General features: G+C 59.9%; 12 protein-coding genes. 2 read left to right on the top strand and 10 right to left on the bottom strand.

The genetic code is table 11. The features are described from left to right. Positions 1-3: 3 nt before the first annotated feature. Positions 4-1,290 (top strand): hypothetical protein, encoded by a 1,287-nt coding sequence (locus KGB21_RS29465; protein WP_223505986.1) that lies wholly within the window; start codon positions 4-6, stop codon positions 1,288-1,290. A gap of 572 nt (positions 1,291-1,862) precedes the next feature. Here the strand turns inward: KGB21_RS29465 and KGB21_RS17435 are convergent. Then, the gene (locus KGB21_RS17435) at positions 1,863-2,147 is read right to left on the bottom strand and encodes a helix-turn-helix transcriptional regulator (RefSeq protein ID WP_223505985.1); all 285 of its coding nucleotides are present in this window, start codon (positions 2,145-2,147) and stop codon (positions 1,863-1,865) included. Between the two features lie 243 nt (positions 2,148-2,390). Between KGB21_RS17435 and KGB21_RS17430 the strand changes: the two genes are divergently transcribed. Further along, entirely contained in the window at positions 2,391-3,578 is a 1,188-nt protein-coding gene (locus tag KGB21_RS17430; RefSeq protein ID WP_223505984.1) for a pyridoxal phosphate-dependent aminotransferase, read from the top strand. An 81-nt stretch (positions 3,579-3,659) separates the two neighbouring features. On the opposite strand, the gene KGB21_RS17425 is transcribed toward KGB21_RS17430, so the two are convergent. The 9 genes from KGB21_RS17425 to KGB21_RS17385 form a co-directional block, all read right to left on the bottom strand. Beyond that, positions 3,660-4,637, bottom strand: a complete 978-nt coding sequence (locus KGB21_RS17425) for a 2-hydroxyacid dehydrogenase (protein ID WP_223505983.1) — start codon at positions 4,635-4,637, stop codon at positions 3,660-3,662. Between the two features lie 14 nt (positions 4,638-4,651). Continuing rightward, the gene (locus KGB21_RS17420) at positions 4,652-5,947 is read right to left on the bottom strand and encodes an MFS transporter (RefSeq protein ID WP_223505982.1); all 1,296 of its coding nucleotides are present in this window, start codon (positions 5,945-5,947) and stop codon (positions 4,652-4,654) included. Between the two features lie 68 nt (positions 5,948-6,015). Next, entirely contained in the window at positions 6,016-7,023 is a 1,008-nt protein-coding gene (locus KGB21_RS17415; protein ID WP_223505981.1) for a sugar kinase, read from the bottom strand. Next, positions 7,016-7,798: a sugar phosphate isomerase/epimerase family protein gene (locus KGB21_RS17410; protein ID WP_223505980.1), complete on the bottom strand. Its 783-nt coding sequence runs from the start codon at positions 7,796-7,798 to the stop codon at positions 7,016-7,018. Before KGB21_RS17410 ends, KGB21_RS17415 begins: the two co-directional genes overlap by 8 nt. A gap of 166 nt (positions 7,799-7,964) precedes the next feature. Next, on the bottom strand, positions 7,965-8,990 hold the full coding sequence (locus KGB21_RS17405; protein WP_317846733.1) for a LacI family DNA-binding transcriptional regulator: 1,026 nt from the start codon (positions 8,988-8,990) through the stop codon (positions 7,965-7,967). Positions 8,991-9,130: 140 nt separating this feature from the next. Beyond that, entirely contained in the window at positions 9,131-9,739 is a 609-nt protein-coding gene (locus tag KGB21_RS17400; protein ID WP_223505979.1) for a LysE family translocator, read from the bottom strand. 53 nt (positions 9,740-9,792) lie between these two features. Further along, positions 9,793-10,632 (bottom strand): AraC family transcriptional regulator, encoded by an 840-nt coding sequence (locus KGB21_RS17395; protein ID WP_223505978.1) that lies wholly within the window; start codon positions 10,630-10,632, stop codon positions 9,793-9,795. Positions 10,633-10,709: 77 nt separating this feature from the next. Further along, positions 10,710-11,351, bottom strand: coding sequence for a DUF1345 domain-containing protein (locus KGB21_RS17390; protein ID WP_223505977.1), 642 nt, complete (start codon positions 11,349-11,351; stop codon positions 10,710-10,712). 182 nt (positions 11,352-11,533) lie between these two features. After that, the gene (locus tag KGB21_RS17385; protein ID WP_223505976.1) at positions 11,534-14,632 is read right to left on the bottom strand and encodes an efflux RND transporter permease subunit; all 3,099 of its coding nucleotides are present in this window, start codon (positions 14,630-14,632) and stop codon (positions 11,534-11,536) included. Positions 14,633-14,644: the final 12 nt, after the last annotated feature.

Below are 14,644 nucleotides of genomic sequence, written 5' to 3'. Positions count from 1 at the left end.
CGCGTGACGCTCTACGGCTACGACGTTTTTGATCGGCTGATCGAAAACACCCTGCCGGACAACGCCGTGGTTCGGCGCAACTTTGCCTCTCACAGTCGCGAAGATTTGCCGACGCTGATCAGCGTCAACAACATCGTGCTCGGGGAACAGGTTTTCGACGGTCTGGATCGTCGAACCAAGGCGATCACCGGCGGTCGCGAGCAAGTGTTCGACTACGAGCCCGGGCAAACCGAGCCCAAGACCGTCACCACCCCTGGCGGTAAGGTCATTGAATACAGGTATATGCCGCAACTGGGTAGCGAGCCTGTCATGCGCCGGCTTCCCCGGTTTGCAGCCGAGGGGTTGTTCGACGAGGCCACCTATGAATACGACAAGGACAACGCGCGTCTACTTTCTTGCCAGGAGCAGGGCATTCAGCTCAAGCGCGATTATTTCAGTACCGGCGAGCCGAAAAGCGAGACGCGCACGGTGGAGGGCACTGAATACACCATGAACTACGAGTACAGCCGCCTCGGTCGTTTGTCGGGTTACATCGATGTCCTGGGCCAGAAACAAACCTATCGATACGATGCCAAGGGGCGTCTGGAGCACACGCAACTGGGCACCACCACTTCGACGTTTACCTACGACTCGTTGGGGCGCACTGCAACGATTCGCACCAGCGACAGTGCCAGCGTGCAGAGTGTGGGCATCACCCTGACTTACGATGAGTTCGATCGGGAAACCTTGCGCGAATTCGACCTCAATGGCGTCAAGCAACAACTGAGTCAGGTCTACAACGATGTCGACGGCCTGGACCAGCGAACACTGGAGGAAGGGGGCGTGGTACTGCGTGACGAAACCTATAGGTATGACCCGCGCGGGCGTTTGACCCGCTACGACTGCACAGGCACCCAGCCGCCCGTTGATCCCTATAACAAAGCCATCATCAGCCAGGCGTTTACTTTCAGCGAGCTGGACAACATGCGGATCGTGCTCACTACGTTCGCAGGGGGCAACAATCGGGCGACCTATACCTATGACACCGTTGACCCGACGCAACTGCGCAAAGTGGCCAACACCCATGCGGATTACCCCAAAGAGATCACACTGGACTACAACCTGGACGGTCACCTGATCAGCGACGAAGAACAACGCACGCTGGAATATGACGCGCTGGGTCGGTTGATCAGCGTCAGCGCTGCACCCGGGGAAACCCCGGGAAGTTACAGCTACGATCCCCTGCGGCTTTGGATGGCTCATGAAATTGGCATCGAGGATCTCAAGGGTGTTTTCCACGGGCGTAGCTAAAGCTCCGGCCAAGACTGCGGCATCGAGAAATGTTGACGTCACTAACAATTGGGTGCTTCAAAAGAGAATAGAGTTGCAAGGGGCAGGGGGCGAAAAAGTGGGTGGCGATTTCGGATATAAAAAGTGGGAACCCGTCTGGCGTGCGAGTGGCGGAAGATCATCGTTAGTTCAACGCCAGGATAGCCTTCCTTCAACTTCGCCTAGTGATAAAGCGATGAAGGCGTTCAATTTCCTTGATGACACTTCATCCATATCCTCCAGTAGACGCAACTCTATAGCCGGGCATACATACGAGGAAATCAAACCGTATCCTCAAAGCCCAAGCCCCGTACAAAGTGCTCCAACCAGAGGAGTAAATGTATCGAATTCCCAGCGCCCACGCCGAGCAGGCAAACCTGTTGAATATTACCGAGATAAGACAAAAGCGAGAGCTGCGCAAATGGCAGAACAAAGGGTCAATGACATAAGGAGCGCCATTTCGTACTAGCAACAATCTCTGGTAACACGATGAGACGCTCGCGTGTTACCAGACTGTTTATTGATTTGCATGAGTTGGAGTGATGGGTATCGCCTTAATGCAACTGAATCAACCCCAACTCCAACGCCATCATCACCGCCGCCCACCTCGAACTCACCCCAAACTTGCGCCGGATATTACTGAAGTGATAATTCACCCCGGCTTCCGTGCAATTGAAAATCCGGCTGATTTCCCAGGACGATTTGCCTTTGGCACTCCAAAGCAGTGCTTCTTTTTCCCGGGTAGTCAGTGCGATGCCTGGCTGCGTTTTTGCGGTTATGGCGGGGTATTCAGGTTGGGTTGAACGGGCGTTAGCGGTGTTCGGGGTCCGAGGGTTCATGACAGGCACTCCCATTTTCAATCGATAAGGCGGGCGCGGCGGTTCCTTCCTGGTGGGGGCTTGGTTCCAGCGTCCAGCGAATAGGCTCAGCCCCGTTTATAGCGTGGTTCCCGCGCCTTGAGACCTGTTAGAAGTACCAGTTTTGCAGTGAAAATCCGGCACGGTTTTGCACGCCTGATGGTGGCGTATTGGTTGATTTGAGATAGGGTTGAGGCTTGGATACCCGCGCGACAGGAGAACCACATGCGCTATTCAGCCTTGACCCAACGAATCGCCGGTGACGGAGCGGCGGCCTGGCAGATTCATGATCGAGCGCTGCAATTGCGCGAACAGGGTGTCGATGTGCTGCTGTTGTCGATTGGCGATCCGGATTTCGATACGCCGGCGCCCATCGTTCAGGCCGCCATTGCCAGTTTGTTGGCCGGCGACACCCACTATCCAGAAGTGCGCGGCAGTCGAGGGCTGCGCAACAGCATTGCCCGTCAACATCGGCAGCGCAGTGGTCAGGCGGTCGATGTTGACCACGTGATCGTCATGCCCGGCGCGCAATGCGCGGTGTATTCGGTTGCGCAATGCCTGCTGGATCCAGGCGATGAGGTGATTGTTGCCGAACCGATGTACGTGACCTATGAAGGCGTGATCGGCGCCTGCGGGGCGAAAGTGGTGCCGGTGCCGGTGCGGCCCGAGAACGGCTTTCGCGTCGATCCGCTGGATGTCGCGGCCTGTATCACGCCTAAAACACGGGCGATTCTGCTCAACAGTCCGAACAATCCTTCCGGCGCCAGTTTGTCGCTGAAGATCTGGCAGGAATTGGCATCACTGTGCATTCGCCACGACCTGTGGCTGATCAGTGACGAGGTGTACAGCGACTTGTTGTACGAGGGTGAACACATCAGTCCGGCAAGCCTGCCGGGTATGGGGGAGCGCACCGCGACGATCAACAGCCTGTCCAAATCCCACGCCATGAGCGGTTGGCGAGTGGGCTGGGTGATCGGGCCGAAAACCATGGCTGACCACCTCGAACATCTGTCGTTGTGCATGTTGTTTGGCATTCCGGAGTTCATCCAGAACGCCGCGCAATTGGCCCTTGATGAAAACCTGCCAGAAGTGGCGTTGATGCGTGAGGAGTATCGCCAGCGTCGCGACCTGGTGTGTACCAGCCTGAACCAATGCCCGGGCATCCGCGCCATTCGCCCGGATGGCGGCATGTTCGTGATGGCCGATGTCCGCCAGACCGGGCTGACGGCGCAACGCTTCGCCGAGCGGCTGCTGGAAGGTTATGGCGTGTCGGTGTTGGCGGGGGAGGCGTTCGGGCCGAGTGCGGCGGGACATATCCGGATCGGCTTGGTGGTGGATCAGGTGCAGCTGGCGGATGCGTGTCGGCGGATTGCGTTGTGCGCGACAGATTTGCTTGAGGCGCGGCGGGCCTGAAAAAAGATCGCAGCCTGCGGCAGCTCCTACATTGAAATGCGTTCCCCTGTAGGAGCTGCCGTAGACTGCGATTTTTGATCTTCAACCCTTCCAGGCAACCCCATTCACCAGATTAGGCGGCCGCTCACCCGCCAGCGCCGCCAGCAGATTGTCCACCGCACACGTGGCCATGGCCTCCCGAGTCTCATGGGTGGCCGAGCCGATGTGCGGGGTCGCCACCACGTTGTTCAACTGCAACAACGGCGAATCCAGATTCAACGGTTCACGCTCAAACACATCCAGCCCCGCCGCGCGAATCTGGCCGGTGCGCAAGGCTTCAATCAGCGCCGCCTCATCGACCACTTTGCCCCGGGAAATATTGATAAAGATACTTTCTGGGCGCATCGTGGCGAACTCCTCGGCGCCGATCAGCCCTTCGGTTTCGGCCGTCAGCGGCAAGGTCAGGCAAATGAAATCCGCTTGCTGTAACAGCTCGGTCAGGCTTCGGTATTGCGCGTTGAACCGTTGTTCCACCGCCGGTTTCGGCGAGTGGCTGTGGTAGATCACCGGCATGCCGAAACCGAAATGCCCGCGCTGGGCCAAGGCCTCGCCAATGCGGCCCATGCCAATGATGCCCAGGGTTTTACCGTGCACATCGCTGCCGAAATGCGCCGGGCCGATGTTGCGGGTCCACTGGCCCTGGCGAATCATGTTGGCCAGTTCCACGACGCGGCGGGCGGTTGCCAGGATCAGCGCGAAACCGGTATCGGCGGTGGTTTCGGTGAGCACATCCGGCGTGTTGCTGAGCAGGATGCGCCGCTCGGTGAGGTAGTCGATGTCGTAGTTATCGACGCCCACCGAAACGCTGGCGATGGCTTCCAGCTGGGGCGCCAGATCCAGCAGTCCGGCATCCAGTTTCAGGCTGGCGCCGAGCAAGCCTTGGGCGCGGGGCAGGGCGTCGCGCAGTTTGCCCAGGCCCTCGGCATCCAGGCTTTCGATCAGCGTCACTTCAGCCTGATCGTGCAGGCGAGCCATCAGCTGCGGCGAGAGTTTCTTGTACAGAACAACCTGCTTTTTCATGGTCATCATCTCAATCAGGAATGGGCAGCGGTGCGCTTTAGGGCGACCGTGGGCCGCTCCCGATCACTGGCACCGGGCTTGAGGAAAATCGTCAGTACGACCGAGAGCATCAACGCGCCGCTCATCAACAGGTACGACGCGCCGGGCGAACCGGTGGAGCTGTTGAGGTAACCGACCAGATAGGAACCGCCGAACGAACCGAGCGCGCCCATGCTGTTGATCAGCGCCATGGCGCCACCGGCGACGTTGGCCGGGAGGATCTCCGGAATGATCGCGAAGAACGGTCCGTAAGGTGCGTACATGCAGGCGCCGGCAATCACCAGCAAGGTGTAGGACCACCAGAAATGTTCAGCGCCCAAGGCGTAAGAACCGTAGAAAGCAATCGAGGCAATCAGCAGGGGCGGCCAGACGAAACGTTTGCGTTTTTGCAGTTTGTCCGAGCCCCAGGACACCAACAGCATACCGATCACCGCCGCCAGGTACGGCAGCGCCGAGAGCCAGCCGGCTTCGATCATGTCCATTTTTGCGCCAGCCTTGAGGATCGAAGGCAGCCACAGCACGAAGCCGTAGACGCCAATGCTCCAGCAGAAAAACTGCAAGGCGAGGATGATCACTTTCGGCGAGCGGAAAGCTTCGGCGTAGTTTTTCACTGCCTTGATGCCAACCTGTTCGGCGGCCAGTGCGCTTTCCAGATCCTGTTTTTCCTGATCGCTGAGCCACTTGGCTTGCGCCGGCCGATCATCGGCCAGACGCCACCAGATAAACGCCCAGAGCACCGCCGGCAAACCTTCGACAATGAACATCCAGCGCCAGCTGTAATGCTGCACCAGGTATCCCGACACCACCGACATCCAGAGCATGGTCACCGGGTTGCCGAGGATCAGGAAGGTGTTGGCCCGCGAGCGTTCGGCGCGGGTGAACCAGTGGCACAGGTAGATCAGCATCGCCGGCATCACCGCCGCCTCGACCACGCCGAGCATGAAGCGAATGACGATCAGCCAGTAGGCGTTGGAGACGATCCCGGTCAAGGTCGCCAGGCTGCCCCAGAGGATCAGGCTGACGAAGATCAGCTTCTTCACGCTGTGCTTTTGCGCGTAGATCGCGCCGGGCACCTGGAAGAAAAAGTAGCCGAGGAAAAACAAAGCGCCGAGCATCGATGACAGGCCCGGGGTGATCATCAAATCCGCCGCCATGCCGGAGGCGGCGGCGAAACCGTAGTTGGCGCGATCGAGGTACGCCAGGCTATAGGTGATGAACACAATGGGCATGATGTACCACCAGCGGCGGGTGGCGAGCGTTGCGGTTTTCATGGGTGATGCTCCTGAGCTTGTTGTTTTTGTCGCAGCAGGTGTTTAGATCTTCATTGACTGTGCTGGCCTCATCGCGGGCAAGCCCGCTCCAACATAGGCGATGCAGTACCTGTGGGAGCGGGCTTGCCCGCGATGGCGGCCTCAAATTCGCCGACCATTTCAGATCGAGTGGGCAACCCCTCCATATCCCCCCGACTCTGCACCGCCCGACTGCCAATCCAGTTGGCCCGCTGCACGGCGTCGGCAAAGCTGTGGTTTTCCAGCAGTGCGCTGATCATGCCGACGGCAAAACCATCGCCGGCACCCACCGTATCGACCACCGTTGCCACCGGCACGCCAGCGACGAAACCCTGGTCAAGATGAGTGCGGTAGTAAGCACCGTGCGGCCCCAGCTTGATTGCCACCGCTTCGGCGCCCTGGTCGAGGTAGAACGCGGCGATGTCGGCCGGGTCTTCGAAACCGGTGAGCAAGCGACCTTCGCTCAACCCCGGTAACACCCAATGGGCGAGGGCGGCGAGGCGGTTGATCTCGGTGATCATCTGCTGTTCGCTGGCCCATAGGCTCGGGCGCAGGTTCGGGTCGAATGACACGCTGCGGCCAGCCTCGCGCATGCGCGTCATCAATTCGAACGACATCTGCCGCGCCGTTTCCGACAGCGCCGGCGGAATTCCGGTGGCATGCAGGTGCCGGGCCTTGAGCAATTCGGGGACGATTGAATGCGGTGACAGATGGCTGGCCGCGGAACCGCGACGGAAATACTCGACCACTGGATCGCTGCCATCGTCGGTGCGCGACTTGAACTGAAAACCGGTGGGGTGGGCCGTATCGATGTCGACGTGACGGCAATCCAGGCCTTCTTTCTCCAAGGTATCGACTACGAACCGGCCCAGTGAATCGGCACCAACCCGGCTCAGCCACGCGACCTTGAAGCCCAGGCGCGACAAGCCGATGGCGACGTTGCTGTCCGCCCCGGCAATGCGTTTGTGAAACGCGCTGACACTGGCCAGATCGCCAGCCTGCTCGGCGACAAACATCGCCATGGTTTCGCCGAACGACAGGATATCGATCTCAGACATGAGCTTTCTCCAGTTGCGATTGGCCGAGGTGGGCGAGGGCGGAGATATGCTCGCGGGTCAGTTGCACCAGGTCATCGCCTTGCAGCGGATATTCCGCTGCGCGCATAACGCCTTGGGCCATGTGCCGCAGCAGCTGTTCCCACGCTTGCAAGTCAATGGCTGTTGGCGGGATGGCGACCAGTTTGCCGTCCGCGCGGCGTGTCACCGCTTTGCAATGCACGTAGCCGACGTGGCGCCCGAGCAGTCGCGCGGCGCTGGCGGCGGACTGGTCTTGCCAGTGCCAGTTGCCGATATCGAAGGTCATTTTGATTGGCAGTTTGTGTTGCTCGATGTCGGCGAAAAAACGCTGGAACGGTTCGATACGGCCGCCGTGCAAGGTCTGGTCATTTTCCACCAACAGTTGCACGGGGCTTTCGCTCAGAACGCGGGCGAGGGTGTGCAGGTCGCTGTTGTCGGTGAAGTAACCCAGCGAGACTTTCAGCCATTTGGCGCCGAAAGCCTGCGCTCGCTGCAGGGCGGTGATCAGTTCGGAGTTGGGTTTGGACTGACCGGCCAGCCACAGCTCCATTGGCGAGGAATACACGCTCTCCAGGCCTTCCGCTTGGGTGGCATCGGATAACCGGGCAGGGTCTTCGTCGGTCAGCAGCTCTTCACGCCATTCAATGCACGTGGCGCCGGCGGCAGCCAGGATGTCGATGAAACTGCCCTGGCCGCGTTGGCGCACAAGGTCGGCGCCGTAGCTGGAGAGGCTGATGGAAACGGCTGGTTTTTTCATTGTTTTTCTACCTCTGAAACCGGTTTCATTTTTGTTCAAAAAAAGGGTGACCATTAGGGCCTCATCGCTGGCAAGGCAGCTCCTACAGTATCGGTGGTGTTCACAAGATTTTTGTTCACATCAGATCCCTGTGGGAGCTGGCTTGCCAGCGATGGGGCCAGTAGAGTCACTCGAAAATTCCCAGGGTTGACCCTCTAACAATCAACCGCGCCGGAAAATCCAGCGTCCGCACCGGCCCGTCATCACCCCGCAAACGCTTGAGCAAACACTCGAAGGCGCTGGCGCCAATCTCGGTGGTCGGTTGGGCGAGGGCGGTGATGCCGCTGCCTACCAGCGGGTACCAATCCAGGTCATCGAGGGCGATCAGGCCCACGTCTTCAAACAGTTTGCATTCGAGTTCACGCAACGCATGGGTGCTGGACAGCGCCGCGATCCCGTTGGCGCAAAACAGCGCTTTCGGGCCAGGGCCCGGCGTGTCGAGGAAGGTCTTCAGTCGTGCCGTCAGATCGCTGCCGGTTTCGATGTGCGCGCCGCGAAGAGAGGGGCGCTGTTCGATTTGCGCCTTGAAGTTGCTGACCCGCTCGACCCGCGAACTGGTGCCGTCAAGAGGTTCGGTGACCAGCAACACGTCGCGATAACCGCGCTCCTCAAGGTGGGTGAGTGCCATGTCGATGGCCTGCGCGTTGTTCAGACCGACCAAGTCGCTATTGAGGTTCGCGACCTTGCGATCCACTAGCACCAAGGGCATTTCCCGGTGCAGTTCGTGCAACTCGTCGCGGTGATGGCCGAGGGTGTTCACGATCAAGCCTTCGATGTTGTACGAGCGCAGCAGGGCCAGGTGTTGGCGCTCCTGCTCGTCGTCGCGGTCGGTGTTGCACACCACCAGGCTGTAGCCGTGCTGACGGCAGGCGGTTTCCACGCCGTGCATCACGGCAATCGAATAAGGGTTACGGATATCGGCCACCAGCATGCCGATCAGGCGGGTACGCCCGCGTTTCAGGCCACGGGCCATCTGGTTCGGGCGATAGCCCAATTCTGCAATCGACTGTTCGATGCGCTGGGCAATGGCATCGGAAAGCAAGGCGCGGTCATCGCCAATGAACCGCGAAACGCTGGCCTTGGAGACCTTGGCGTGTTCGGCCACGTCGAGCATGGTCACGCGGCTGCGCTGGGCGGCGGAAAAATCGTTCACGGTCTGAAACCTTCTTATTGGATTTATAAGGTCGAGTGCTTCGTGAGACAGCACTGAAACCGGTTTCAGAAGACACCAAAAGCCAATTCGCCGTCAAGCCCCGGATTGTGGATTGTCGAACAATCACCGACGGGTGGCGCTCAAGCCAACACGCTCAACCACGCCGAACCCAGTAACAACAAGGCCATGCAACGATTGAAACGTTGCATGGCCTGGGGCGAGCGCAACCAGCGACTTGAGCCTGCTCCGAGCAGCGCCCAAACACCCAGGCAAGGCAAGGAAATCAGGAAAAACACCACTGAGAGATGAATCACATGGGCGAACCGATCTTCGCCCGCTCCGGCGAAAACGCTGACCACGGCCAGCGCCATCATCCAGGTTTTCGGGTTGATCCATTGCAGGCTGGCAGCGCCCATCCAGCCCAGTCGAGCCTCGGGTTTCCGGGTGCTGATGGCTTCGGCCGGGGCGCGGAAAATCTGCCAGGCCAGATAACTCAGCCACATCACGCCGAACCATTGCATGACGGTTTGCAACGCGGGCCAGCTCGTCAGTGACGAACCGACGCCTGCGCCCACCAGCAACACCAGAATCGCGGCACTGGCGCAGGCGCCGAAGATAATTGGCACGGCGGCGCCCAAGCCGTAGCGGGCACTGTTGCTGAGCACCAGAATGTTGGTCGGACCGGGAGTGATCGAAGCCACGAAGGCGAAGAGCAGGAAGGGCAACAACGTCGGGAAAGAAGAGAGCATCGCGGGCAAACTCCGGTAAAGATCAGTGAACCCGATCTTCACAAGCCCCGACGTTACCTGTCTGGAACGTTTGAGCAACGCTTGCGGTACAGCGCCGGCGTCAGGCCGTAAGCGCGCACGAACCAGCGGCCCAGATGGCTCTGGTCGGCGAAGCCGAGGGTCATGGCCACTGACGCCGGTTGTTCGCCTCGGGCCAGCAGGCGCCGGGCCGTGGCCAGACGAAGTTGCACCAGATACGCGTGGGGCGCGATGCCGTATGCGGCCTTGAACGCGCGGGTCAGGCGAAAGCGGTCGACCCCCGTAACGGCGGCGAGTTGATCGAGGCCGATGTCGTATTGCGCGTTGGCGTGCAGATATTCTCGGGCCTTTTGCGCCACCCGTGGCAGTCGTGGATCTTCGCCATAGCGTTCGCGCCAGTGCAGGTGACTGGTCAGGCGTTCAAGCAAATGGTCGAGAGCGGTTTGCCGGACGATTTTCAGTTCGCCGCGATGCAGGGTTTCAAAGGCCAGGCTGGTGGCCTGAGCTAAACGCTCATCACTGGCCAAGGTGTTGGCGAAACTCAATTCGCTGTTGTCCGGGGCCTTGTCAAACATGGCGCCGAGTTCGCGTTTCAACCACTGCGGGTCGAGGTACAGCATGCGGTAGGTGAAACCGTCCGCGGTCGGCGCTTCGCCGTCGTGAATGTCCCCCGGCTCCAACAAAAACACCTTGCCCGGCGTGCTTTGATGCTTTGCCCGCCGACAATTGAATTGCTGCACGCCTTGCTCGGTGACACCCACCAGATAGCTGTCATGCCAGTGCGGATCGTAGGCATGGCCCTCGAAATGCGCGCGCAAGGTCTCGATGCCGGTGTCGGCGTCCTGGGCCAGATCGAGCCAGTTGTGAGAAGTCATGCAGCACCTGAACGGCGGATTTACCGAGCCATTTAACGCCCGCGCCAAGGGCCATGGCTAGAACGTTTGTGCAGACGTCAGTTAAACAGCCCGGCGGCGATGTTGATCGAAAACCCGAGAATGGCCGTGTTGAACAGAAACCCGATCAGCGACTGCGCCAGCACGATCTTGCGCAAATCACGGGTGGCCACACCAACATCCGAAGTTTGCACCGCCACGCCAATGGTGAACGAGAAGTACAGGAAGTCCCAGTAATTGGGCGTTGTCAGGCCCTCAGAAAAACGCAGCGCCGGGTCTTTGCCTTCCCAGGTGTAAAACAACCGCGCGTAATGCACGCTGAAAATCACCCCGATCAGTAGCCAAGAACTGAACACTGTCAGCGCAGTGAAACCGTAATGCATAAGCTTGCGGGTGGTTTCCAGGTCTTTGCTGCCGGCCAGTTCGAAGGTGATGGTCGCCAAACTAGCCATCGCCGCAATGCACACCACCAACAGCACCAGCCCGGCGTTTTCGTCTTCGATTTCGGCAATGCGCTTCACATCCGCCGCTTTCGAGCGCACCACGAGCCAGGCCATCAGGAACAGATAAGTCCAGACCCCGACGTTCCAGCCGATGAGTATTTTGCTGATGACCGAGTCCGCTGGAATCAGGATGCCCGCGGCGATACCGAGCGTCGTGGCGGCGGACAGGCGCGGGTGGGTGTGGGTGAGGTAGGGCATGAGCGCTCGATCGGCCAGGGTATTGCAAACACCTTAGCCCAGGGTGGCGAGGTGTGACCACAACCATCAGGCCAGCACTTACCTTGTAGGAGCTGGCTTGCCAGCGATTGGGCTTCGAACATTGCACCGTTCTTAAGACCGCCATCGCCGGCAAGCCGGGCTCCTACAGGGGGATGTGTTGCCTAGATGTTTTTGTGGCGCTTGCGTACCAGCTTCATCACCACCACAAAAAACACCGGCACGAACACAACGGCCAGGGTCGCCGTGATCATCCCGCCAATCACCCCGGTACCGATGGCTTGCTGGCTCGCCGAGCTGGCACCGGTGGCGATGGCCAGTGGCACCACGCCGAGGATGAACGCCAGCGACGTCATCACGATCGGGCGAAGACGCAGGCGCGCCGCTTGCAGCGTGGCGTCGATCAAGTCATGGCCTTCGTCGTACAGGCTCTTGGCGAACTCGATGATCAGGATCGCGTTCTTCGCCGACAGGCCGATGATGGTGATCAGCCCGACCTTGAAGAACACATCGTTAGGCATCCCGCGCAAGGTCACGGCCAATACCGCACCGAGCACGCCCAGCGGCACCACCAGCAGCACCGAGGTCGGAATCGACCAGCTCTCGTACAACGCCGCCAGGCACAGGAACACGATCAGCAGCGACAAACCGAGCAATATTGGCGCCTGACTGCCGGACAAACGTTCCTGCAACGACAGGCCGGTCCATTCCTGACCCAGTCCCGATGGACCTTGCGCCACCAGCCGTTCGATTTCCGCCATGGCTTCGCCGGTGCTGTGGCCGGGTTTCGGCTCTCCGGAAATACTGACTGCCGGATAACCGTTGTAGCGGGTCAACTGCGCCGGACCCTGGGTCCATTTGGCCTGCACAAACGCCGACAGCGGGACCATTTTTCCGGCGTTATTGCGCACGTGGATCTTCAGCAGATCCTCAACCTGACTGCGTTGATCGCCTTCCGCCTGCACCACCACCCGCTGCATCCGCCCCTGGTTGGGGAAGTCGTTGATGTAGGCCGAACCGACGGCCGTGGACAGCACGCTGCCGATGTCGGCGAAGGACACGCCCAGCGCATTCGCCTGTTTACGGTCGACGATCAACTGTACCTGCGGCGCTTCGGCCAAGGCGCTTTCGCGCACGTTCATCAGGATCGGGCTGCTCTCGGCGGCGGCCAGCAACTCGGTGCGGGCTTGCATCAGCGTGGCATGACCGAGGCCGCCGCGGTCCTGCAAACGGAACTCGAAACCGCTGGACGTTCCGAGGCCGTCCACCGGTGGCGGCAGGACCGCGAAGGTCACCGCGTCCTTGATCTGACTCAGGGCGATGTTGGCGCGGTCGGCAATTGAACTCGCCGAGTCATCGCTGCCGCGTTCGGACCAGTCTTTCAACGTGGTAAACGCCAACGCCGCGTTCTGGCCGCTGCCGGAGAAACTGAAACCGAGGATCACCGTACTGTCGCCGACGCCCGGTTCCGTGGCGTTGTGCGCTTCGATCTGCTCGACCACCTGCACCGTGCGGTTCTTGCTCGCGCCCGGTGGCAGTTGAATGTCGGTGATGGTGTAGCCCTGATCCTCAACCGGCAGGAACGAAGAGGGCAGGCGACTGAAACAAACCCCCAGACCGATCAACAGCACGCCGTAGATCAACAGGTAGCGACCGCTGCGTTTCAACGCATAAGCAACCCAACCCTGATAGCGGTCAGTCAGTTGCTCGAAGCGGCGATTGAACCAACCGAAGAAACCGGTCTTTTCGTGGTGCTCGCCCTTGGCAATCGGCTTGAGCAACGTCGCGCACAGCGCCGGGGTCAAGGTCAGGGCGAGGAACGCCGAGAACAGAATCGAGGTGGCCATCGACAGCGAAAACTGCTGGTAAATCACCCCGACCGAACCCTGCATGAACGCCATCGGAATAAACACCGCCACCAGTACCAACGTGATGCCGATGATGGCGCCGGTGATCTGCTTCATCGCCTTGCGCGTTGCGTCCTTGGGCGACAGGCCCTCAGCAGCCATGATCCGCTCGACGTTCTCCACCACCACAATCGCGTCGTCCACCAGAATGCCGATGGCCAGCACCATGCCGAACATGGTCAGCACGTTGATCGAGAAACCCAACGCCAGCATGGTCGCGAAGGTGCCCATCAACGCGACTGGCACCACCAGCGTCGGAATCAGGGTGTAGCGGATGTTTTGCAGGAACAGAAACATCACCGCAAACACCAGCAGCATTGCCTCGCCGAGGGTGTAGACCACTTTGGTGATCGAGACTTTGACGAACGGTGAAGTGTCGTACGGGATTTTGTATTCCACGCCGGCCGGGAAGTAGCGCGACAGTTCATCCATTTTCGCCCGCACCAGTGTCGCGGTGCTCAGGGCATTGGCGCCCGGCGACAATTGCACACCGACAGCGGTGGACGGCTTGCCGTTCAGACGCGTGGAAAACTGATAGTCCTGACTACCGATCTCGACCCGGGCGACATCGCCGATGCGCACCGTGGAGCCATCGGGATTGGCTTTGAGCACGATGTCGGCGAACTCTTCCGGCGTCGACAACTGGCCTTTGACCAGAATGGTCGCGGTGATTTCCTGGGTGGTGCGGCTCGGCAGATCGCCGATGCTGCCGGCCGAGACCTGGGCGTTTTGCGCGACGATAGCGGCGTTGACGTCGGCGGGGGGGAGGTTGAAGCCGATGAGTTTTTGCGGGTCGATCCAGATGCGCATCGCCCGTTCCGCGCCGTACAACTGCGCCTTGCCGACGCCGTCCAGACGCTTGATCTCGTTCATCACGTTGCGCGCCAGGTAATCGCTGAGCGCTACATCGTCGAGTTTGCCGTCACTGGAGGTGAGGGTAATCAGCAGCAGGAAACCGGCGGAGACTTTTTCCACCTGCAAACCTTGCTGGTTCACCGCTTGTGGCAGGCGCGACTCCACGACTTTCAGGCGGTTCTGCACGTCAACCTGGGCCATTTCCGGGTCGGTGCCCGGTTGGAAAGTGGCTTTGATCGTGGCACTGCCGAGGCTGCTTTGCGATTCGAAGTACAGCAGATGATCGGCGCCGTTGAGTTCTTCCTCGATCAGGCTGACCACGCTCTCGTCTACGGTCTGCGCCGAAGCGCCGGGGTACACGGCATAGATTTCGATTTGCGGCGGGGCGACGTCGGGGTATTGCGCCACCGGCAATTGCGGAATGGCCAAGGCACCGGCCAGCAGGATGAACAACGCGACCACCCAGGCAAACACCGGGCGGTCGATAAAGAACTGCGGCATAAACAAGCGTCC

The organism is Pseudomonas sp. GL-RE-29 (genome assembly GCF_019947275.1).
GTDB lineage: Bacteria > Pseudomonadota > Gammaproteobacteria > Pseudomonadales > Pseudomonadaceae > Aquipseudomonas > Aquipseudomonas fluorescens_A.
Note: the sequence above shows the minus strand (reverse complement) of the source record. Positions and strands in the feature narration are given on the sequence as shown.